Origin of the sequence: Bradyrhizobium manausense, assembly GCF_018130615.1 — a bacterium.
Taxonomy (GTDB): Bacteria; Pseudomonadota; Alphaproteobacteria; order Rhizobiales; family Xanthobacteraceae; genus Bradyrhizobium; species Bradyrhizobium manausense_A.
The window spans coordinates 449,706-470,700 of sequence record NZ_JAFCKB010000003.1 but is presented as its reverse complement, the minus strand read 5'-3'; the positions used below and the strand labels follow the sequence as shown (position 1 = coordinate 470,700).

19 protein-coding genes are annotated in these 20,995 nt (G+C 64.4%); 9 read left to right on the top strand and 10 right to left on the bottom strand.

Going from position 1 to position 20,995, the window contains the following annotated elements:
* Window positions 1-62 precede the first annotated feature (62 nt).
* The 5 genes from JQ587_RS08620 to JQ587_RS08600 all read left to right on the top strand — a co-directional run bounded on the left by JQ587_RS08620 (window position 63) and on the right by JQ587_RS08600 (window position 3,100).
* A complete protein-coding gene (locus JQ587_RS08620; RefSeq protein WP_212425022.1) occupies window positions 63-1,007 on the top strand; it encodes a metallophosphoesterase family protein in 945 nt (314 codons plus the stop codon).
* A 23-nt stretch (window positions 1,008-1,030) separates the two neighbouring features.
* Entirely contained in the window at window positions 1,031-1,360 is a 330-nt protein-coding gene (locus JQ587_RS08615; RefSeq protein WP_212425021.1) for a cupredoxin domain-containing protein, read from the top strand.
* Between the two features lie 139 nt (window positions 1,361-1,499).
* The gene (locus tag JQ587_RS08610) at window positions 1,500-2,048 is read left to right on the top strand and encodes a sigma-70 family RNA polymerase sigma factor (protein WP_212300317.1); all 549 of its coding nucleotides are present in this window, start codon (window positions 1,500-1,502) and stop codon (window positions 2,046-2,048) included.
* A complete protein-coding gene (locus tag JQ587_RS08605; protein WP_212300316.1) occupies window positions 2,045-2,809 on the top strand; it encodes an anti-sigma factor family protein in 765 nt (254 codons plus the stop codon). The genes JQ587_RS08610 and JQ587_RS08605 overlap by 4 nt, the downstream gene beginning before the upstream one ends.
* Before the next feature lie 105 nt (window positions 2,810-2,914).
* A complete protein-coding gene (locus JQ587_RS08600) occupies window positions 2,915-3,100 on the top strand; it encodes a hypothetical protein (protein WP_212303808.1) in 186 nt (61 codons plus the stop codon).
* 20 nt (window positions 3,101-3,120) lie between these two features.
* On the opposite strand, the gene hpnO is transcribed toward JQ587_RS08600, so the two are convergent.
* Window positions 3,121-4,512: an aminobacteriohopanetriol synthase HpnO gene (gene hpnO, locus JQ587_RS08595; RefSeq protein WP_212425020.1), complete on the bottom strand. Its 1,392-nt coding sequence runs from the start codon at window positions 4,510-4,512 to the stop codon at window positions 3,121-3,123.
* 142 nt (window positions 4,513-4,654) lie between these two features.
* On the opposite strand from hpnO, the gene JQ587_RS08590 reads away from it, so the two are divergent.
* Complete coding sequence (locus JQ587_RS08590; RefSeq protein ID WP_212425019.1) at window positions 4,655-5,284, top strand: DUF2147 domain-containing protein; 630 nt, start codon at window positions 4,655-4,657, stop codon at window positions 5,282-5,284.
* Here the strand turns inward: JQ587_RS08590 and hpnN are convergent.
* Entirely contained in the window at window positions 5,252-7,840 is a 2,589-nt protein-coding gene (gene hpnN / locus JQ587_RS08585; protein WP_212303805.1) for a hopanoid transporter HpnN, read from the bottom strand. The genes JQ587_RS08590 and hpnN overlap by 33 nt on opposite strands.
* A 449-nt stretch (window positions 7,841-8,289) precedes the next feature.
* Here hpnN and ispH point away from each other — a divergent pair, with 449 nt between their 5' ends.
* Both ispH and hpnH read left to right on the top strand, forming a co-directional pair.
* Window positions 8,290-9,216: a 4-hydroxy-3-methylbut-2-enyl diphosphate reductase gene (gene ispH / locus JQ587_RS08580; protein ID WP_212425018.1), complete on the top strand. Its 927-nt coding sequence runs from the start codon at window positions 8,290-8,292 to the stop codon at window positions 9,214-9,216.
* A gap of 35 nt (window positions 9,217-9,251) precedes the next feature.
* Window positions 9,252-10,412, top strand: coding sequence for an adenosyl-hopene transferase HpnH (hpnH, locus tag JQ587_RS08575; protein ID WP_212425017.1), 1,161 nt, complete (start codon window positions 9,252-9,254; stop codon window positions 10,410-10,412).
* Between the two features lie 83 nt (window positions 10,413-10,495).
* On the opposite strand, the gene JQ587_RS08570 is transcribed toward hpnH, so the two are convergent.
* The 6 genes from JQ587_RS08570 to JQ587_RS08545 form a co-directional block, all read right to left on the bottom strand.
* Window positions 10,496-11,245, bottom strand: coding sequence for a phosphorylase (locus tag JQ587_RS08570; protein WP_212425016.1), 750 nt, complete (start codon window positions 11,243-11,245; stop codon window positions 10,496-10,498).
* Window positions 11,242-13,239, bottom strand: coding sequence for a squalene--hopene cyclase (gene shc, locus JQ587_RS08565; protein WP_212425015.1), 1,998 nt, complete (start codon window positions 13,237-13,239; stop codon window positions 11,242-11,244). Before shc ends, JQ587_RS08570 begins: the two co-directional genes overlap by 4 nt.
* 63 nt (window positions 13,240-13,302) lie before the next feature.
* Entirely contained in the window at window positions 13,303-14,559 is a 1,257-nt protein-coding gene (gene hpnE / locus JQ587_RS08560; RefSeq protein ID WP_212425014.1) for a hydroxysqualene dehydroxylase HpnE, read from the bottom strand.
* Entirely contained in the window at window positions 14,559-15,398 is an 840-nt protein-coding gene (hpnD, locus tag JQ587_RS08555) for a presqualene diphosphate synthase HpnD (protein ID WP_212425013.1), read from the bottom strand. Before hpnD ends, hpnE begins: the two co-directional genes overlap by 1 nt.
* Window positions 15,388-16,272 (bottom strand): squalene synthase HpnC, encoded by an 885-nt coding sequence (gene hpnC, locus JQ587_RS08550; protein WP_212425012.1) that lies wholly within the window; start codon window positions 16,270-16,272, stop codon window positions 15,388-15,390. Before hpnC ends, hpnD begins: the two co-directional genes overlap by 11 nt.
* A gap of 188 nt (window positions 16,273-16,460) precedes the next feature.
* On the bottom strand, window positions 16,461-16,694 hold the full coding sequence (locus JQ587_RS08545) for a hypothetical protein (RefSeq protein WP_027533949.1): 234 nt from the start codon (window positions 16,692-16,694) through the stop codon (window positions 16,461-16,463).
* Between the two features lie 479 nt (window positions 16,695-17,173).
* On the opposite strand from JQ587_RS08545, the gene JQ587_RS08540 reads away from it, so the two are divergent.
* The gene (locus JQ587_RS08540; protein WP_212303809.1) at window positions 17,174-17,671 is read left to right on the top strand and encodes a hypothetical protein; all 498 of its coding nucleotides are present in this window, start codon (window positions 17,174-17,176) and stop codon (window positions 17,669-17,671) included.
* An 89-nt stretch (window positions 17,672-17,760) separates the two neighbouring features.
* On the opposite strand, the gene JQ587_RS08535 is transcribed toward JQ587_RS08540, so the two are convergent.
* Window positions 17,761-18,552, bottom strand: coding sequence for a class I SAM-dependent methyltransferase (locus JQ587_RS08535; RefSeq protein WP_212425011.1), 792 nt, complete (start codon window positions 18,550-18,552; stop codon window positions 17,761-17,763).
* 57 nt (window positions 18,553-18,609) lie between these two features.
* Window positions 18,610-20,976 (bottom strand): efflux RND transporter permease subunit, encoded by a 2,367-nt coding sequence (locus JQ587_RS08530; RefSeq protein ID WP_212303797.1) that lies wholly within the window; start codon window positions 20,974-20,976, stop codon window positions 18,610-18,612.
* Between the last annotated feature and the right edge of the window lie 19 nt (window positions 20,977-20,995).

Sequence of the window (20,995 nt, the reverse complement as noted above, 5' to 3'; positions counted from 1 at the left end):
AAACCCGTTCCTCCCCCGATCACCTCCCAGACGGCCCAATTCCGGGCCAAAGGAGACGTGCGATGAGCGGACACGATCACGGGGACGACGGCGTCAGCCGCCGCAAGGTGCTGGAATGCATGACATGGGCCGGCACCGGGGTGCTCTGGACCATCACGGGCGGCGTGCCGCGCTCGCTCGGCATCATCGATTCCGCGCAAGCCGCAACCGCCGCGGCACCGGGCATGACCTTCCTCCAGATCAGCGATAGCCATGTCGGCTTCGACAAGCCAGCCAACCCCAATGCGTTGGGCACGCTGGAGGAAGCCGTCAACAAGATCAATGCGATGCCGGTCAAGCCGTCGTTCATGATCCACACCGGCGACATCACCCATCTGTCCAAGGCTTCCGAGTTCGACAACGCCGATCGCATCATCTCGCAGTCCAAGCTGGACGTGCACTACGTGCCCGGCGAGCATGATTTCCTCGACGAAGAGGTGAAGTTCTATCGCGAGCGTTACGGCCGCGGCACCAAGGGTCAGGGCTGGTACTCCTTCGACGCCGGCGGCGTGCACTTCATCGGTCTCGTCAACGTCGTCGACCTCAAGGCCGGCGGTCTCGGCAATCTCGGCGCCGAACAGCTCGCCTGGCTCGAGGACGACCTCCGCGGCAAGTCGAAATCCACGCCTGTCGTTTTGTTCGCGCATATTCCGCTCTGGACCGTCTATCCGGAATGGGGCTGGGGCACCGAGGACGGCGGCCGCGCGCTCGAATACGTCAAGGGTTTTGGCTCGGTCACCGTGCTCAACGGGCACATTCACCAGGTGATGCAGAAGGTCGAGGGCAACGTCACCTTCCATACCGCGCGCTCGACCGCCTTCCCGCAGCCGGCGCCGGGCGCCGCCCCCTCGCCCGGACCGATGAAGGTCGAGGACGCCAAGCTCCGCTCGATGCTCGGGGTCGCCAGCGTCAACTTCAAGCAGAACGAGCAGCGGCTCGCGATCATCGACACGCCGCTCCAGGGTTGATCAGGGCTGAAGAGAAGCTGACCATGAAGACACTCAATCGCCGCGACTTCTCCGTCGCTGTGGCCGCGGCCATCCTGTTACCGGTTACGACCGCCCGTGCCGACGACACCGCCATGGAGGTGCATATCGACAATTTCGTCTTCCAGCCGCCGGAGCTCAAGATCAAGGTCGGCACGACCGTGACCTGGACCAACCGGGACGACATCCCCCACACCGTGGTGTCGGCCGGCAAGTTCAGGTCCAAGACCCTGGACACCGACGACAAGTTCACGTTCACCTTCACCAATGCGGGCGACTACAAGTATTTTTGTTCGTTGCACCCGCACATGACCGGGATGGTCAAGGTTGAGTAACGTCTCCAACCAAGGCATCTCTGTCTTGCCCGGTCGGTGGTCCCACGCCGGCCGGGCTCGCGTGCCTTCAGTCAGGCCCCAGACCGACCCAAAGCACGCAACGACGTACGAACCGCAGCAAGAGGCAAAGCGAGAGGCGATGCCGGTCAGTGACGATTTCCAGAAGGCGCAGCGCTTCCGCGAGGCGGCACTGCCCTATCTCGACGACGTCTACACGCTCGCACGTTATTTGCTGCGCGACGCCTCCGACGCGGAGGACGCGGTGCAGGAATGCTATCTGCGCGCACTGAAGCATTTCGACAGCTATCGCGGACCGGCCATGAAGCCCTGGCTGTTCGCGATCCTGCGCAATGTCTGCAACGCCGAATACGCCAGACGCGCACATTCGCACGCCGCGATCGAGGACACGCCCGGTGCCGCCGACCAGACGCCGATGTGGCAGGAGACCGAGGCGAGCCCGGAGACCGAAGTGCTGCGCAGCCGCGACGCCGGCGCCATTCGCAGGATGATCGACGCGCTCGCCGAGCCGTTCAAGGAAACCTTCGTGCTGCGGGAAATCAACAACCTGTCCTATCGTGAAATTGCAGAAGCCGTCGGCGCCCCCGTCGGCACCGTGATGTCCCGCCTCGCCCGCGCCCGCGCCATGCTGCGCGCGGCCTGGACGGCGGAAGAGGAGCATTCGAAATGACCTGCGACGAAGCAAAAATCCTGCTTCATGCGCTGCTCGACAACGAGCTCGATGCCGGCCATGCGCGCGAGGTCGAAGCCCATATCGCCAGCTGCCCGGCCTGCGCAGCCGAGCTCGCGGCGCAACGCGAGATGAAGCGCGTGCTGGCCGACACCAAGCTGCGCTACAGCGCGCCGGCAGCCTTGCGTGCCCGTATCGAAGCGTCGATGCCGCAAGCGAGGCCGCAACCGAGCCGTCGCTCCGTGCTGCGCGGCTTCGCGATGGGATCAGCAGTCTCAGCACTCGCCGCCTCCGGCGTCGTCGCCGTCGTGCTGCGCCAGGACGATCAGCAGCGCATCCTCTCGGAGGTCGTCTCGGCGCATCTGCGCTCGCTCCAGGCCGGCCACCTCATCGACGTCGTCTCGACCGACCAACACACCGTCAAGCCCTGGTTCAACGGCAAGCTCGACGTCGCCCCGCCCGTGATCGACCTCACCGCGCAAGGTTTTACGCTGGTCGGCGGCCGGCTCGACTATGTCGATGCGCGCGCGATCGGTGCCGTCGTCTATCGGCGCCGGCAGCACATCATCAACCTGTTCGTGGCGCAGACCGCGAGCACCGAGCACCGGCTGCCGAAGACGCAGACCATGCAGGGCTTCAACTGCCGCCGCTGGGGCGAGCGCGGCCTGAACTTCTGGGCCGTCAGCGATATCGGCGGCGATGAGCTCACCGAGTTCGTCGACAAGTTCGAGGCGGCGATGAAGGCGAATGTGGAGGGGTAGCGCCGGCAGCGGGCGACGCTCCGCGCCATGGTTCAGAGAGGTGACGTCGCTCACAGTCCTCGCGAGCGCAATTCGGCAGATTGCAGCTCCACAAGGAGGACAGACATGGTTCCGTCACTGATTATCTGCGCCACGTTCCCGTCGATGTTCGCGGCGGGCTGCGCTGCATTGCTGGCCTTCAAGGAGCGCAAGCAATGGATCTGGTTCGCGCTCCTGTCCATCATTGCCGGCTTTGCCGGCCTGATCACGCTGAACATGCTTCATATCTGGGACTACGCCGGGCGTTGCTGATCGACGCAGCCGGCGGAAGATCAGGCCGACCTTCTCACCGCGTTGTCCACCAGCGTCTTGCCGAGCGACCAGATCGCGCCGGGGACCTTGTGGCTGCCGGCGATGACCTCGTCGAACGCCTTCTCGATCCAGCTGCAGTCTTCTTCGGTGATGGTGAGCGGCGGCAGCAGCTTGATGGTGTGGCTGCCGTGACCGGCGACCTGCGTCAGGATCTTGTGATCCTTGAACAACGGCACAGTGATGAGCTGGCAGAACAGGCCCTTGTTGGCGGCCTCCAGCACGTTCCAGGACGCCCGCAACCGCAGCGATTTCGGCGGTCCGAACTCGATGCCGATCATCAGGCCCTTGCCGCGCACTTCCTTCATCAGCTCGTAGCCGGGCACCATGCGGGTGAGCGCGAGGCGAAGCTCGGCGCCGCGCTTGGCGGCGGACTCGATCAGCTTCTCCGATTCCATCACGTCGAGCGTGGCGATGCCCGCGGCCATCGCGAGATCGTTCTTGGAGAAGGTCGAACCGTGCACCACGGCGCGGTCCATCTGGTTGAAGATCTTGTCGAAGATGTTCTTGCGCGTCAGCACGGCGCCGACCGGCACGTGGCCGCCCGAGAGCGACTTCGACAGCAGCACCATGTCGGGCTCGACGTTCCAGTGCTCGACCGCGAGGAAGCGGCCGGTGCGGCCCATGCCGGTCTGGATCTCGTCGGCGACGAACAGCGTGCCGTACTTCTTGCAGAGCCCAGCCGCACCCGGCAGAAACTCGTCCGAGGGCATGTTGACGCCCTTGCCCTGGATCGGCTCGACGACGAAGGCCGCGACCTCACGCGAGGCCAGCGCCTTCTCCAGTGCGGCGAGATCGTTGAACGGAACCGAGGTGCAGCCCGGCAGCAGCGGCTCGAAACCGGTGCGGAAGTTCGAATCACCGGTCAGCGAGAGCGCACCGTAGGTCAGGCCATGATAGCCGTGGGCACAATAGACGATGCCGGGGCGGCCGGTGGCGCCACGCGCGAACTTGATCGCGGCCTCGACGCATTCGGCGCCGGAATTGGCAAAGAACGCCTTGTCGAGATAAGGGACGTACTTCAACAACCGCTCGGCGAGCACGCCGGCCAGCACCGAGACGTCGAATTGGACGAGATTGGGCAGATCGGCGTCGAGCACGCTTTTCAGCGCATCGCGCATCACCGGATGATTGCGCCCGATCGCGAACACGCCAAAGCCGGACAGGAGGTCGAGATAGCGTGCCCCTTCGCGATCGTAGAGGTACTGCCCTTGCCCCTTCTGGAAGCCGACATCGTAGCCGATGGTCTTGAGAACCCGGACGAACTGCTCGTTCAGGTACCGATTATGCAGGGTGCTGCGCTGGGCCTGACGGTCCGCGAACAACTGGGACATGTCTGGATTTGGACTGTGCATCCGCTACATACTTCGATTGAGGGCCGCTTCGTCAACTGAAAACGGTCAGCAAACGGAAAAGGGTCTGTGCGGCCTTTTGCCCTTTTTCGGACCATCTTCGCAAGCACAGCTTTAGACCATGTTGCACTGCCAAGGAACACTCATGCGTTTGGCCATTTACACCGGAATAATACTGGCAGGCGGTTACGTCGGCCTGACACCGGCGCTTGCCGCCGATCCTACCGGCGACTGGCGGGTCGCCGATGGCGTCGCCAATATTCGTGTCGCCCAATGCAATGGGAGCATGTGGGGCGCAGTTTCCTGGGAAAAGCAGCCCGGCGGCCGCGACGAGAACAACCCGGATGTCTCAAAAAAGAACAGGCCGACACTGGGCATGGCGACCCTGATCAACATGAAGAAGACCGCCGGCGCCGAACAGTGGGAAGGCCAAGTCTACAACGCCAAGGATGGTCAGATGTATAGTGCGACCATCACGCCTGCCGGCACGGACCAACTCGAGATCAAGGGCTGCGTGCTGGGCTTCCTGTGCGGCGGAGAGACCTGGACCCGAGTCGGTCCGCCGATCCCCCTGAGCACCGCCAACGCCATGGCCAAGAGTGCGCCAAAAACCACCGGAGCGGCGCCGAAGACCGCGCCGGCGCCAGCTGCCGCCGCAGCACCTGCGACGGCGACTCCGAAGAGCGCTGCCGCAGCCAAGCCCGGTCAAAAAGGTGCCGCCGATCCCGTCGGCGACATCTGCCTACTCCCTGAGATTGCGGGGCTTGCCCATTAGGGCGGGCTGAAACAACAGCACTGCGGCAAGCGTCGTCACCAGCGAGAGTGCGAGCAGCTTGCCCATGCTGGATGTGCCCGGATGGCTCGACAGCCACAGGCTGCCGAACGCGGTTGCCGTCGTCAGCGCGCTGAAAAAGATCGCGCGCGTCAGGCTGGTCTGAAGCAGGTTTGTCCTGCCGGAGCGCCACGCCACGACGTAATAGATCTTGAACGCGACGCCGACCCCGAGCAGCAGCGGGAACGCGACGATGTTTGCGAAGTTGAGCGGCAGGCCGATCAATACGCAGATCTCGAGCGTCACCGCGCCCGCGACCAGCAGCGGCACCAGCGTCATCAGCACGTCGATGATGCGGCGCAGGGTGATCCATAACAGCAGGCCAATCACCAGCAGCGCATAGATGCCGGCATGGATGAAGGCCCTCACAACGGTGTCGCCGGATTTCAGGATCGAAACCGGACCGCCGATTGCGGTCGGCTCGGCCTCGAGCACGGCGGCGGCGAACTTGCGCAACGTATCATTGTCGTTGGGATCGCCCTTCGGCTGAGCCTCGACGCGGATGATGCCATCCTTGCTCTTCCAGGCGTTGACGAGATCGGGCGGCAGTGACTTCAGGGTCACCGGTTCGGCCTGCATCGCGTTCTTGAGCTGGTCGAACACGATCTTCATCGGCGTTACGAACACGTCCTGCGCCTTGTTGCGGGTCGCCTCATCCGAGTTGGCGAGCTTTTCCAGCGCGTCCGCGAGGCGGCGCGAAGCGACCGCGCCTGGACCCTTGGCGTCGCCTGCAGTGCGCCGCAGATTTTCGACCGAGGATTTCAACGACTCGACATTCTCCTGATCCGACGGCGCCGCGTCGATCTGATCCGGATTAAGCGCGGGGTTCAGAATCTTGGCGCCCTGCGCGATCAGCTTCAGCTTCGGCTGCTGGTCCTGCGGCACGAAACTGTCGAGCGACATCACGCGCAGCACCTCCGGCACCTTCTCGAGCTTCGCCTCGACCTGCTTGGCCTGCTCTTCCGAAGTCGTCATCACGTTGATGGCATTGGCGCCGGTGTTGGGATCCTTGCGCAGGTCGAGGAAGGTCGCGATCGATTCGGCCTTCGGATTGCGCAGGTTCATCGGATTGAAGTCGAACTTCATGAAGTAGAGCAGCGGCAGACCGGCGACCGCGAGCAGCAGCGTGCCGCCGACGACCAGCACACGGTACTTCTCCAGGAAATGATCGAGCGGCGCCAGGAAGGCGTAGCCGACCGGCTCCTCCTCGCCCGGCGGATTGAGCAGCTTGAGCATCGCCGGCAGGACGGTGATCGAGGAGATGAACGCCACCAGCATGCCGACGCCGGCGATCTGGCCGAGCTCCGCGATGCCTTTGTAATCGGTCGGCATGAAGCAGAGGAAGCCGGCCGCAGTCGCCATCGCCGCGAGCGACAGAGGCACTGCCGAGCGCTTGGCGGCGAGCACCAGAGCGCCCGGGAGGTCGTTGTGCTTGTAGCGCTCCGAGCGATAGCGGACGCTGTACTGGATGCCGAAATCGACACCGAGGCCGACGAACAGCACCGCGAACGCGATCGAGAGCAAGTTGAACGATCCGACCATCAGCAGGCCGGCGGCCGTCGTGATCGCCAGGCCGACGAAGAGGTTGACGAACACCGCGAAGATGATCTTCGACGAATGCAGCGCCAGCCACAGGATCACGAGCACGACGAGCACCGTGCCGACGCCGTTGACGACGGCTCCTTCCTGGACGGTGGCATATTCCTCGTTGGCGATCGGGACCGGACCGGTCAGCCGCACGCGCGCCTGGTATTTGGTCGGAAAATCGAGGTCCGCAGCCGCCTTGCGGATCGCATCAGTGGCGTCCTTGCCAGGCTCGAGCGCATTGTAGTCAAGGATCGGCTTGAATTCGATGAAGGCGCGCTTGTCCGAGTCCTGCAGCGGCTGGTCGCTGACGAGCTCACGCCAGGAGAAGGTCGCGTTGCCCTTGTTGAGCACGGTCTCGACCGTCTGCGAGATCTGGTTGAACGGCCGCTCGGTGCTGTCGAGCTTGACCTGCCCGCGCTTGACGCCCGCGAGCCCCGTTTCCAGCGCACCGGTGAGGCCGCGGATCGAGGGATCGCCGGCCATGATCTCGATCAGGGGCGCCGCGGATTCGAACTGGCTGGTGATCTTGCCGACCTCCTCGGTCGGAAGAAACAACAGGCCGTTCTTCTCGAAGAACTCGCCGGTGCCGAGCTGCTGGATCGAGACGAAATTGGTCTTGTCATCCTTCAGCTTGGCATAAAGCGCATCCGCCGCGGCGGTCGTCAGCTCCGGCGTCGCTCCCTCGACGACCGCCAGGATCGTCGCATCGCGGTCGAAGGCTCGGTCGAACTGCTGGTCGCGCTGACGCCAATCGAGATTCTGCGAGATCAGCGAATTGATGTCGGTGTTGATGGCGAAGTGCCGGGACGCGTAATAGCCCGCCCCCACCGCCAGCAGGAGCCCGAGAACGACGACGAGGGAGGCAAACCGGGTGCAGGCCCTGACGATGGCAACGACTACGCTTTGCAGCACTTCTTTTCTTTCTGCGGTTAACAGCTTGCCGAAAACGCCCGCTGTTTAGCGGAGTTCCCGGGCGAAACCTATTGCCGTTTTGGGTCGTTCTCACCGGAACAAGGTTCGAAGTAAACGGCGAAAGACCATGGCAAAATCATGCGGGGCGGCCGGTATAGCCGCGGAGTTGAGGCGGTAAAGTGACGAAGGGGTGAGCAGAAACGGCGTCGTCTTGCCTGCCCGAAATACAGTAATATAATACCTGGAAGCGACTTTCCTGGAACGCCTGAGTCATTCCCGCCTTTCCCCATTGCCGATTTTTTGACACAAAGTGCTGTGCCTGCATGCGCCGGAGCCCAGATGGGTGGGCGGTTACCGCGCCCCCGAACCAATGGTGCGGATATTGCAATGCGGCGGGTGCCGCCGGAGACAAGTGAGCGGATTGGTGCAACTTGCGTGATGGACGTCCAATGGAAGTTTATCTAGCGCAGCCGCGCGGCTTTTGCGCAGGCGTGGTGCGCGCGATCGAGATCGTGGAACGGGCCCTGGAGAAATACGGCCCGCCCGTCTACGTGCGCCATGAGATCGTGCACAACAAATACGTCGTCGAAAGCCTCAAGAACAAGGGCGCGATCTTCGTCGAGGAGCTGTCCGAGGTTCCACCGAAGGCGGTGACCGTTTTCAGCGCCCATGGCGTCGCCCGCAGCGTCGAGGAAGAGGCCGCCGCGCGCGACCTTCCGGTGCTGAATGCCACCTGCCCGCTGGTCACGAAAGTTCACAATCAGGGGAAGCGCTACATCACCAAGGGCCGTACCCTGGTCCTGATCGGCCATGCTGGACACCCCGAGGTCGAGGGCACGATGGGCCAGGTTCCGGGGCCGGTTCTGCTGGTCCAGAGTGTCAAAGAGGCCAAAGCCCTGGCGCTGCCGGCAGATACGCCAGTGGCCTACATCACCCAGACCACCCTGTCGGTCGACGACACCAGGGACATTATCGGGGTGCTTCAAGCCAAATTTACAGATATTCAAGGCCCAGACATCCGGGATATCTGCTATGCGACACAGAACCGCCAATCTGCGGTAAGGGACTTGAGCAAGCTGGTCGACGTGATCTTGGTGGTGGGCGCCGCCAATAGCTCGAACTCGAACCGGCTCCGCGAAATCGGCACTGAGGCCGGCGTCGCGAGTTATTTGATCGCCGATGGCCGCGAGCTCAATCCGGAGTGGTTGAAAGGTGCCAGAACCGTCGGCCTCACGGCCGGCGCCTCGGCGCCCGAGGTGCTGGTGGATGACGAGATCGAAGCGTTGCGGCGGATCGGACCGGTGACGGTCTCGGTGCTCCCCGGCCGCGAGGAAAACATCGAAGTCAGGCTTCCGGCCCAATTGGCTGCAAGCTGACCTACCCGAATTTCAAGCCCAGAAAGAAACGTGTAATGGCAATCCCCTTCTTCAAGGAAATGCGTATCGGCGGCTATTTGCTCAAGCAGAAACTGCTTGGCCGCAAGCGCTATCCGCTCGTGCTGATGCTGGAGCCGCTGTTCCGCTGCAACCTCGCCTGCGTCGGCTGCGGCAAGATCGATTATCCCGATGCGATCCTCAACCGCCGCATGACGGCGCAGGAGTGCTGGGACGCGGCCGACGAGTGCGGCGCGCCGATGGTGGCTATCCCCGGCGGCGAGCCGCTGATCCACAAGGAGATCGGCGAGATCGTGCGCGGCCTCGTCGCGCGCAAGAAGTTCGTCTCGCTCTGCACCAACGCGCTGCTGCTCGAGAAGAAGCTCGACCTGTTCGAGCCCTCGCCCTACCTGTTCTTCTCCGTCCATCTCGACGGCCTGCGCGACCACCACGACAAGGCCGTGTCGCAGCAGGGCGTGTTCGACCGCGCCGTGTCCGCGATCAAGGCGGCGAAGGCGCGCGGCTTCACCGTCAACGTCAACGCTACCATCTTCGACGGCCACCCGGCCGAGGAGATCGCGAAATTCCTCGACCTCACCGTCGAGCTCGGCGTCGGCGTCTCGATGTCGCCCGGCTACGCCTATGAGCGCGCGCCCGACCAGGAGCACTTCCTCAACCGCACCAAGACCAAGAAGCTGTTCCGCGACGTCTTTGCGATGGGCAAGGGCAAGAAGTGGAATTTCATGCATTCCGGCCTGTTCCTCGACTTCCTCGCCGGCAACCAGGAATACGAGTGCACGCCGTGGGGCATGCCCGCGCGCAACATCTTCGGCTGGCAGAAGCCCTGCTACCTGCTCGGTGAAGGCTACGCAAAGACCTTCAAGGAGCTGATGGACACCACCGACTGGGAGACCTACGGCACCGGCAAGTACGAGAAGTGCGCCGACTGTATGGCCCATTGCGGCTACGAGCCGACGGCGGCGACCGCTGCCCTCAACAACCCGATCAAAGCGATGTGGGTGTCGCTGCGCGGCATCAAGACCTCCGGCCCGATGGTGCCGGAGATCGACATGTCGAAGCAGCGCCCGGCGCAGTACATCTTTTCGGAGCAGGTCCAGAAGAAGCTCTCCGAGATCCGCAAGGACGAGGCCGATGCCGCTGCGGCGAAGGCCGCACGGAAGGCGTCGACGGCGGCATAAGCGCGCGAGCAGCAATCACAAATGAAAAAGGCCCGGCCGCCAATAGCGACCGGGCCTTTTCTCTTGCAGCTCGAAGACCCCGCTCAGGCCGCCTTTGACACCAGCGCCTCGCTGTCCACCAGCTCCGTCCCGATCAAGAAGTCGCGGCAGCCGCGAAGCGAGCGCAGCGCGCGGTTGAAGTCGAGGCCGGTCGAGACCAGCGCGTGGAGCGTTGCCGGATTGCGAACGATGCCGCGCAGGACGGCGGCGAGGTCGATCTGGCCGTTCGGCTTGATGGCGGCGCGGGCGAGCGCCGGCAGCGCGCGGTGGGCGGGGTCGCTGATGACGCGGACCGCGGCGAACGGCAAGCCGGCCTCGGCGGCGTAGGCGGCCGCGATGTGGCTTTCCATGTCGACGGCGGAGGCGCCGGTCTCCGAATGCAGCGCTGCCTTGCAGGAGCGGCCCGTGACCACTTCCTCGGCGCCCGCGAGGCTGCCGCGCACGACGCGGCGGCGGCCCGAGGTCAGACGATCGATGAGGTCGTCGCTGAGCGACAGGCCGGCCCCCCAGCGGGCATCGCCCGCGAGCACCTCGGTTGCCACCACGACGTCGCCGGAGCGCAGGGTCGGGTCGAGCCCGCCGGCCACGCCGAACGAGATCACACCACGAATTGTCTCAGGGTCCACCACCGTCAGCAGCGCCCGCAACTGGCTCGGGCTGCTCGACGAGCAAATGACAGCCATCCCGGGCCCAGCGGCAATGCGGGCTTCCTGAACCAGTCCGGTCACGATCAAGATCGGCCGCGGATCAATGGCATTGCCCGCGGTAAAATACTCCCCCGTCCCCAAAGTCACATTCCGACCCCTACCACCCTGCTGTTGGTGCTCCGCAAGTTCCGATACCGAGCCAGCGCCCACAGCGGAAAGAACTTCGGGTAACCATGATACCGCAGATAGAACACGCGGGGGAAGCCTGTGGCGGTGTAGCGGCTCTCGTCCCACAGTCCTTTTCCGTTCTGTGTTGCAATCAGGTACTCCACCCCGCGGGCGACGGCCGGGTGATCAACCTCGCCAGCAGCCATCAGGGCAAGCAAGGCCCATGCCGTTTGCGAGGCGGTCGAAGGGGCGGGTTCCCAGCCCTTGTAGTCCAGCCGGTAGCTGACGGCGTCCTCGCCCCAGCCGCCGTCCTTGTTCTGGATCGAAGCCAGCCAGGCGGCGGCCTTCCGGATCATGGGGTCGTCATGGCGGATTCCGGCCATGTTGAGGGCGCAGAGCACCGACCAGGTCCCATAGATGAAGTTCATGCCCCAGCGGCCGTACCAGGACCCCTCGGGGTGCTGGGTCTTCCTGAGATAGGCGATCCCGTCGGCGACGTGCTTGCTGGTCTTCTCGGTCTCGCCGAGCTGGGCCAGCATCGAGATGCAGCGCGCGGTGACGTCCTCGGTCGGCGGATCAAGCAGTGCGCCGTGGTCGGAGAACGGGATGTTGTTCAGGTAATATTCGAGGTTGTTGACGTCGAAGGCGGCCCAGCCGCCGTCGTCGCTCTGCATGCCCTCGATCCACTCGCGGCCGCGGTCGATGGCGGCGTCATAACCGGTCGCACCGTGCTCCCGGCGCATGCGGTCCATCGACATCACGACCACGGCCGTGTCGTCGAGGTCGGGATAATGGGCATTGTTGTACTGGAACGCCCAGCCGCCCGGACGCACGTCGGGCCGCTTCACCGCCCAGTCGCCCTTCACCTCGAGCTCCTGCCTCGGGATCAGCCAGTCGAGGCCCTGCTTGGCCGCAGGCACAGCCTTGTCACCGCCGGCTTCCAGCAACGCGTGCGCCGTCAGCGTCGTGTCCCACACCGGCGAGACGCAGGGCTGGCAATAGGCCTCGTCGTCATTGATCACGAGCAGCTTGTCGATGCCCCGGCGCGTGATCGCGCGCGGCGGGAAGCTCTCGTCCCTGCCGAGCGCGTCGTACATCATGACGATATTGGCCATGGGCGGATAGATCGCGCCCATGCCGTCCTCACCGTTGAGCCGCTCCTCGGTGAAGGCGAGCGCGGCATCGATCGCGCGCTTGCGCAGGCTCTTCGGAAACATCGGCTCGATCACGCGCAAGATGCCGTCGAGCGCGCGAAATAGCATGAACCAGGCCATGCTCTGGTGCGGCGCCTTCGCGGTCATGCCGATCGAGCGCGGATCCTGCAGAAACAGCTCGTCGATGCCGACGCCCTTCGGATTCCGCGCCAGCGGCTTCAGCGCAGCGATGACCATCAGCGGCACCATAGTGGTGCGCGCCCAGTAGGAGATCTTGTTGAGATGGAACGGCGACCAGAACGGCAGCAGCACGATCTCGATCGGCAACACCGGCACCGCGCGCCAGGTCACGACGCCGAAGGTTGCGAGCAGGAAACGGGTGAAGACGTTGCTGTTGATCGCGCCGCCGCGTGCATGGATCGCCTCGCGCGCGCGCACCATGTGCGGCGCATCCACGGAATCGCCGATCATCTTCAGCGCGAAGTAGGCCTTCACGCTGGCGCTCATGTCGAACTCGCCGTCATGCACCAGCGGCCAGCCGCCGTGGGCCCCCTGGATGCGGCGCAGATAATTGCCGATCTTGGCCTCGAGCGCGGTGTCGACGGGCTCGGCGAGATAATGGCGCAGCAGGACGTATTCGGCCGGGATGGTGCAGTCGGCCTCGAGCTCGAAGACCCAATGGCCATCGGATTGCTGGAGGCCGATCACGCCTTGCGTCGCCGACGCAATGCTCGATTCCAGGACCTTGGATTCCAAGACCTTCGATTCCAAGATCCTCGATTCCTGGGCTTCGCGGCTGGTCGCGTTCACGGAATCCATGTCGCTCGATTGCTCCGAGTGTCGATTGAAAATGACCGGGACATTGCCCGTCAGGGCCGCTTTTCAGGATCCTTTGGCGGCCAAAACCAGATCGGCAGCGCGATCACCTGACCGGACCGATCCCTCGATCGTTGCAGGCAATCCCGTAGCAGTCCAATCACCGGCAAGGAACAGGTTTTTCAGCGCAGTGACCGGCCCCGGGCGCAGGGCATTCTGGGCCGGGGTTGCCGCAAATGTGGCGCGGCGCTCGCGCACGATCTGCCAAGGAGGTAGCTCGCCGGAGACACCGCCCGCCTTGCAGACGTCGTCCCAGATCGCCTGCGCCAGTTCCTCGCGCGGCATCTCGACCAGGCGGTCGCCATTGCTGATGGTGACGGACAGCCGGTTCGGGAAGGCGAACAGCCATTCCACGACGCCGCCGATCACACCCAGGATCGGCGCCGAACCCGGCGGCGGCTCAAAGCGGAAATGCGCGTTCACGATGGCGCGGAATTCGGTCGGCGCGGTCAGGCCGGGCAGCAGGCTCGTCGCCGCGCGCGGCGGCACCGCCATCACGATCACGTCACCCGCGGCAAGCTGGACCACGTCTTCGCCGCCAAAGTTCAGCGCACTCACTTTGCCGTCAGCGGTGACGAAGGAGCGCAGCTCATGGCCGAGCTGAACGGTGTGGCCGCGCTCCTGCAGAAACTTCACGGCCGGCTCGATCAGCACGGCACTGAGGCCGTCGCGCGCGATCAGCGGACGGCAGGCCTGCCCGCCCGCAAGCAACGTCTCGCGCACGATCGCGCCGGCAAGCCCGGCCGAGCCTTCGGGCGGATCGACGTTGAGCGCCGCGAGCAGCAGCGGCTGCACCAGGCGATGATAGAGCGTGCCTTCGCAAGGAATGGACTTGCCGACCAGTGTCTGTTCCGACGCCCAGATCAGCGGCGCCAGCTTGAGATAATCGGTGAGCCCGGTGTCGGGCACGCGACGGCCCTCGTCGAGCACCCAGGTCGGCAGCCGGCCCGAACCGAGATCAATCTGCCAGCGCTGGCCGGTCTTGATGTCGATGAAGGGAAACTGCGCGCTTTCGGGTCCCACCAGGCCCGCCTCGGTGCCGATCGAGCGCGCATAGGCGCGCGCGTGGCTGTTGCCGGACAGCAGCAAATGATTGCCGTTATCGATGGTGAGGTTGGTGGCGCCGTCGAAATAAGAACGGCAGCGGCCGCCGGCCTGGTGCGTCGCCTCGTGCACGGCGACCTTGTAGCCGGCATTGGCGAGCCGCACAGCGGCGGAGAGGCCGGAAATTCCAGCGCCTATGATGTGAGCTGTGTTTTGCATCAGATGAAAGCGTAGCGGAACAGGATCGCGAAGCGTGTGATCTTCGACACACGCACCGGCTCGCGCGGCGCGTTGAATCCGCGCGCGATCAGGAGGTCCAGAATGGCGTGATAGTACTTCGACATGATCCGCGGCGCGCGCACCGCGCGACGCTTGTTGCGATTCATGATCTCGTCCGACTTCTCGAAATGCGCTTTCGCGCGCTGCGTCAGCGGCAGGCAGACTTTCGGCAGCGCCCGCTCGGCGATCACGCGGTTCGGATCGTTGGAGGTGATGCCGGCATGCAGCAGCGCCTCGCGCGGCAGATAGAGCCGGCCGAGGCCGGCATCCTCGTCGATGTCGCGCAGAATATTGGTGAGCTGCAGCGCGCGGCCGAGGTGGTAGGCGAGCAGGATGCCATCCTCTTCCGGCAGGCCGAACACCCGCACCGACAGCCGCCCGACGGCGCTCGCGACACGGTCGCAATAGAGATCGAGCGTCGCCATGTCGGGCGCGCGGATGTCCTGCGGCACGTCCATCTCCATGCCGTCGACGATGGCGAGGAAATCCTCGCGCTTCAGCCCGAAGGTTTTGACGGAGGCAACGTAGTCCCTCAACCGCGGCGGCGGATTGCCCTGGTAGAGCGCGTCGATGTCGTTGCGCCATTCCTGCAGCGCTGCGAGCCGCTCGTCGCGCGGGCCGTCGGAATCGGCGATGTCGTCGACTTGGCGGCAGAAGCTGTAGATCTGGAACATCGCCTCGCGCTGGTCGCGCGGCAGGATGCGCATCGCAGCGTAGAAGGAGCTGTTCGATGCGGACGAGCCATAATCGGCGCCGGGCGCGGTCGCCTCAAGCGTCATGGGCAGTCCCCGGATTCGAGAGGGCCTTGCGGCCGACCGCACGGCGGCCGACTTCGCCGATCATGCCGGCAAGGCTGAAGGTGAGAAGTTCGAACTTGTTCAGATGCACGCGCTCGCGCAAGGGGTCGCGCACCTTCAACAGGCGCACGATGCGGTCGGCGTAGGCCTGGATCACCGCGACGTCGACGCCGAGGCGGAAATCCCTGATCTCGGCGCCGAGCGACCTGCCCTCGCCCAGCAACGCTTCGTTGCGCACCGCGAGGCCCTGAAGACAGGACAGCATCGCCGGCGGAGACTGCGTCAAGCCGAGCTGCTCGACCGAGGCGCCGCTTGCGGCCAGCGCATCGCGCGGCAGGTAGACCCGGTTGAGCTCGCGGAAATCCTTGCCGCAATCCTGGAGGTGGTTGTTGATCTGGAGGCCGGCGCAAAGCGCATCCGACGCGGCCCAAGTCGAGGTGCTCTCGCCATGGACGTCGAGCATGAAGCGACCGACCGGCATCGCCGAATAGCGGCAATAATGGATGACCTCGTCCCAGGTCTCGTAGCGCAGCTTGGTCACGTCCATGCGGAACGCGATGAGCACGTCGAGCGCGTGACGCGGCGCCATGCCGCGCTCGGCCAGCGCACGCCGCAGCGCGACGGCCTCGGCCTGGGTGTCGCCCTTGCCGAGCAGTTCCGCCTCGAGCAGGTCGAGATAACGGAGCTTTTCGTCCGCCGGCAGGGAGGCGTGATCGGCGATGTCGTCGGCGGTCCGGACGAAATTGTAATACGCCAGGATCAGCGCGCGATGACGCGGATGAATGATCCAGGACGCGACGGGAAAATTCTCGTCGCGGTCACCCTTGCCGGATCGCAATTCGCTCGCAGAGGTCATCGAGGGCTGATCAACAATCGTTTGGACAGAAAAGGCTTTTGCGCTCGCGGGCTCGTGCCGGCGACGCCGCCGCGGCCCCCATATAGGGGAATACGGCCGCAAAACCAATCCTGTCTCTCGATGGCAGCCCTGCCGGATCCGGCCTGAAAAGGCGGCCCGAGGCCGCCTTCGTGGGCCAGTGGCCGAGCTTACTGGTTGTGGTTCTTCAGAACCTGGTCGCAGGCCTGCGAGATCTTGGCCCGGTTCTCCTTGAGGCAGGCCAGGACGGTGAAATCGCCCTGATCGATGACCGGACGGCAGAACTTCTGCACGTCGCGCGTGCAGGCCTTCTGCTCGGCGTCCGTGCCGCGCCCCTGCTGGGCAAACGCAGCCGTGGACAGGGTTGCCGACAGCACGGTGAGAGCGACGAGAAGCTTACGCATAGTATTCCTTCATTCTGACGGCAGAATCGCACCAATCCCGGACAGCACAGGGCGGACGACGGGAACGGATTGCTCTGATGGCAAGTTGCCGCGGAAAGGGCGGCACCGGAGAAGGCCACAAGCGCTGGCAAATGCGGCCAAATTGGCGCCGCGTCACCAAATCAGGTCTTCCCTGGTCCTTCATTGGCAGATGTAAGGGTTTGATACTACGTCATAATTCTGGCAATCGGCGTTTTACTGCATACCTGTTGCAGGCCTGCATCTGTCCGATCGGCCATTTCGGCCGGAAACACATGGAAACAGAGGGAATCCGGGGTCCGGACCATGGCAAGAGCGCTTCGCGAGCCTGCTATCGCAGGCGGTCAGGTCTTGAACCCGGTGGACGCTCTTGAACCTGACACAGGCTCGCAACACTAAACTTTCGATGTGGCGAGACGTTCTGTGATGAGCGGGCGTCGTTCCAAAACGGGATATTGATGATGAAATTCTTTGGGCGATCTGAACTGGCGATCAAGGCGGCCGGCATTGGTGCGGCGCTGCTCTTCTCAGTTGCGGCAAGCCATGCTCAGTCGTCCGGGCCGTTCGCCGGCTTCGACGGGGCGTGGACCGGCACCGGCACGGTGTCGCTGTCCGACGGCTCGACCGAGCGCATCCGCTGCAAGGCGGACTACAAAGTCGCCGGCACCGGCCTCGCGCTCAAGCAGGCGCTGCATTGCGCATCCGACAGCTACAAGTTCGACCTCACCAGCGACGTGACCAGCCAGGGCGAGCGGATCTCCGGCAACTGGAGCGAATCCAACCGCAACATCTTCGGCAATCTGCAAGGTACCGCCGGCGGCGGCCAGATCGACGTGTTTGTCGAGGCCAACGGTTTTGCTGCCAATCTGTCGCTGCGCACCAACGGCTCCAAGCAGACAGTGCAGATCTCGTCCAAGGGCGAGATCCGCGGCGTCAACATCACGATGACGAAGGGCTGATCGCCCTTCCCGCTTCGATCGGAACAAGCCCCCGGTTCTCGCGAGCCGGGGGCTTTTTGCTGAGATGGACCGCCGTGCAAGTGCCCCGTTCAATCCTTTTGCGCGACGCATTCGCATCGGCACCTGAAATAGACCGCATCCGGATCGCGGCCCCAGGCCTGCCAACCGGCTAGCGCGGCCTCGATCTCCTCGTCGGTCGCCAGCGCCTTGTTCAGGAGTTGCGGCCCGAGGCCACGGAGGCTCCGCCTCGCATCCGTGACGGCCCCCGCGCGGCGCGCAGCATCAGCGCTGTGATTGACGTAGCTTGCGCCGGTCCACACCGGCGTAAAGCCGTGCGCGCGAAGAATGGCACTCTGCCGGCGGCCGAAGCGAAGCGCGTCGGGATCGTCGTGCTCGTACCAGCGCTGCCAGAGCTCGAGCGCGAGGCGCACCCCGTCAAGCTCGGGATAAAGAATGTTGCCGCCGGCATCGGCATCTCGCGTACCCAGCACCCCGCCCGGCTTCAGCACCCGCCGCGCCTCCGCCAGCGTTTGCGCCAGCGTCGCCTGGCTCTGATGATAGAGCACTGCATGAAAGAATACCGCGTCGAACGCATCGTCCTCGAACGGAAGCGTGGTCATGTCGGCTTCGACAAAGGACAGATTGGTCGCGCCCGAATGCGCGGAAAGCTGACGGGCCACCATGATCGCGTTCGGCTCGATGTCGACGCCGATGGCGGCGCCGACGATCCCCGCAAGCGCGGCCGTGATCGTTCCCGGTCCGCAGCCGACGTCGAGCAGCCTCATGGCCGGCGTCAGGAACGGGACGAAGAACGCGGCCGCCTCGCCACCCCGCTTCTGCTGAAACGCCGTGATCGAGCTGTCGTGCTTCGTATCGCGCATCGAGCCTCCGAACTGCAGCTAGTGTGCTGCGATTCGGTGGCGGCGAGATGACCCCGCTCAGATCGCCGGCTTGTCGGGCCCCTGAAGCTTGGCGTGCAAATTGATCAGCCACATCGCGGTCGGCCGCAGGATGAAGAGGTCGGCGACCAGCGCCGCCACCATCGAGAAGGCGCTGAGCCAGCCGAACAGCCGCAGCGACGGCAAGTCCGAGAACACGGTGACGACGAGGCCGCAGGCCAGGACCACCGTGGTCAGGATCAGCGCCGGACCGACCAGCACGGTCGCACGTTCCACCGCGAGCGCCGAACCGACGCCGGGCTTGCTCTCCAGCCGCAGACGGTTGAGGAAGTGGATGGTTGCGGAGAGGCCCAGGCCGAACGAGACGGTGAGCGCCACCACGCTAGCAAATTGCAGCCCCTCCCCCATCGCCCACAGCACCGTTCCCGACATCACCACCGGGAAGATGCCGGGCAGGATGCAGGCAAACATCACCACCCAGGAGCGGAAGGCGAGACCGATGAAGATCGCGACCAGCGCGAATTCGACGGTGAGACCGCGATTCAGCTTCTCGATCATGCCGGCCGAGTTGCGGGCGGCGATGGCGGCAAGACCGGTGACGGCAACCTCGTAGCCGGGATGCTTCTTGCGGACGGCGTCGAGCTCGGAATCGAGCTTGTCGACGATCGGCAAGAGCTGGCTGGAGTCCTTGTCCGGCACGCGGCCGGCCACGACCACCGCATCCTGCTGCGCGTCGATGAACCGCCGCACCAGATGCTCGGGGATGACGTTGACATATTCCTGGAGCGTTGCGACGTCGCTGCTGCCGGCCTTTTCCGCCAGCCAGCGGCGCAGCGTCTCCAGCGACCAGACATTGCCGACGCCGGCCGCTTTCTCGACGGTCGCGTGGACGTCCGCAATGGTCTGCAGCGTCTCCGGCGAGTAGAGCGTTTCACCCTTGGGGAGCTGAATCAGCACGTTGACCGGATTAGCGCCGGTCAGCTTGGCATCGAGCCGGTTGCTGGCGGCAACCGCCTGGCGCTTGTCCGGCACCTGGTCGGCGAGCCGGTAGCGCGGCTGAAGATTGGCGTAGATGACGCCGAGGCTGGCGACGAACAGCAGCGCGATCAGGCTGAACAGGCCGGGCCGGCCGACCATGCGCACGGCGATCCAGTAGCAGAAATTGCGCAGCGCCTGCACGCCGGCATCGGCGCTCTGGAACTTGACCGCAAAGATCTTCTCGTTGCGCACGAACAGCACGCCGAACACCGGCACCAGCGACAGCACCGTGACCAGTGCGATGATGGTCGCGGCGAGGCCCGCCTCGCCGAATTTGCGGATCAGGTCGGAGTCGGAGAACTGCAGCGCGATGAAGGAAATGCCGGCAGTGCCGTGCGTCAGCACGCAGGCCGGGCCCACCACCAGCACCGCGTTCTTGAACGCGGTGAACTTGTCCTGGCCCGCGATCAGCCGGTCGCGCGCGGCGAAGGTGAGCTGCATCGAGTCCGAGAACGAGATCACCATGATGAGCGGCGTCATCACGTTGAGAAACATGTTGAGATTGAAATTGGCCCAGCCGAGCGCGCCGAGCGCGATCAGGATCGCGATCATCGGCGGGAATGCCGCCACCACCATGAACGAGATCTTGCGGAAGAAAATAATGGCGATGACGCAGCCGGCGAGGATGCCGAGGATGTTGTAGGTGAGGCCGTCGCGCTCGACCGCGTTGCGGATCTCGAGCTGCATCACCGGCACGCCGGAGAGCTGCACGCTGAGCCCGGTGTCGCCGAGATCTTCCTTCATCAGCGCGCGGATGTCGCCGACGGTCTTGGTGAGCTTGCTGGAGGCAACCACCTCCGGATCGAGCGACAGCACGATCAGCGCGAGCGTGCCATCCTCGGACAACAGCTTGCCGCGGATGATCTCGTTGTTCTTGACGGTCTCGATGAACTTGTCATAGGCCGCGCCCTCCGGCAGTTCGGAGGGGAACAACGCGGCCGGCAGCTTGCCCGGCGCCGGCGCCTGGCGCGCCGAGAACAGCGACACCAGGCCGCGCGTGCCCTCGACCAGCTGCATGTCGGTGACGAAGTCGCGCAGCTTCTCAAGGTTGTTTCGCGCCAGGAGTTTCTGGCCCTCGACCACAACGAGAACGTCGAATTCCTCGGCCGGGAACTTCTTGGTCACCGCTTCATACTGGCGGAATTCCGGCGTGTTGGAGCGGAACAGCTGCGACAGCGAATCGTCGATCTTGATCCGCTCAATGCCGAACACGGCGCCGACGATCAGCGCGAGCAGAATGATGCAGGAGACGATCGGTGCCCGGACCGCAATTAGCCCGAGACGCTCCAGCCCGAAGGCAATTGAGGACGCAGGCCCCTGCTCGACCTTGTCGACATGAACCTCATTCTCGCGGTGCTTTTCGAGCATGCCTTGTCCAGTTCCTAAA

Excerpts from the sequence above, each read along its gene's own strand:
- JQ587_RS08620 (WP_212425022.1), top strand. The coding sequence starts at position 63 with ATGAGCGGACACGATCACGGGGACGACGGCGTCAGCCGCCGCAAGGTG.
- JQ587_RS08615 (WP_212425021.1), top strand. The coding sequence starts at position 1,031 with ATGAAGACACTCAATCGCCGCGACTTCTCCGTCGCTGTGGCCGCGGCC.
- JQ587_RS08610 (WP_212300317.1), top strand. The coding sequence starts at position 1,500 with ATGCCGGTCAGTGACGATTTCCAGAAGGCGCAGCGCTTCCGCGAGGCG.
- JQ587_RS08605 (WP_212300316.1), top strand. The coding sequence starts at position 2,045 with ATGACCTGCGACGAAGCAAAAATCCTGCTTCATGCGCTGCTCGACAAC.
- JQ587_RS08600 (WP_212303808.1), top strand. The coding sequence starts at position 2,915 with ATGGTTCCGTCACTGATTATCTGCGCCACGTTCCCGTCGATGTTCGCG.
- hpnO (WP_212425020.1), bottom strand. The coding sequence starts at position 4,512 with ATGCACAGTCCAAATCCAGACATGTCCCAGTTGTTCGCGGACCGTCAG.
- JQ587_RS08590 (WP_212425019.1), top strand. The coding sequence starts at position 4,655 with ATGCGTTTGGCCATTTACACCGGAATAATACTGGCAGGCGGTTACGTC.
- ispH (WP_212425018.1), top strand. The coding sequence starts at position 8,290 with ATGGAAGTTTATCTAGCGCAGCCGCGCGGCTTTTGCGCAGGCGTGGTG.
- hpnH (WP_212425017.1), top strand. The coding sequence starts at position 9,252 with ATGGCAATCCCCTTCTTCAAGGAAATGCGTATCGGCGGCTATTTGCTC.
- shc (WP_212425015.1), bottom strand. The coding sequence starts at position 13,239 with ATGGATTCCGTGAACGCGACCAGCCGCGAAGCCCAGGAATCGAGGATC.
- hpnE (WP_212425014.1), bottom strand. The coding sequence starts at position 14,559 with ATGCAAAACACAGCTCACATCATAGGCGCTGGAATTTCCGGCCTCTCC.
- hpnD (WP_212425013.1), bottom strand. The coding sequence starts at position 15,398 with ATGACGCTTGAGGCGACCGCGCCCGGCGCCGATTATGGCTCGTCCGCA.
- hpnC (WP_212425012.1), bottom strand. The coding sequence starts at position 16,272 with ATGACCTCTGCGAGCGAATTGCGATCCGGCAAGGGTGACCGCGACGAG.
- JQ587_RS08545 (WP_027533949.1), bottom strand. The coding sequence starts at position 16,694 with ATGCGTAAGCTTCTCGTCGCTCTCACCGTGCTGTCGGCAACCCTGTCC.
- JQ587_RS08540 (WP_212303809.1), top strand. The coding sequence starts at position 17,174 with ATGAAATTCTTTGGGCGATCTGAACTGGCGATCAAGGCGGCCGGCATT.
- JQ587_RS08535 (WP_212425011.1), bottom strand. The coding sequence starts at position 18,552 with ATGCGCGATACGAAGCACGACAGCTCGATCACGGCGTTTCAGCAGAAG.
- JQ587_RS08530 (WP_212303797.1), bottom strand. The coding sequence starts at position 20,976 with ATGCTCGAAAAGCACCGCGAGAATGAGGTTCATGTCGACAAGGTCGAG.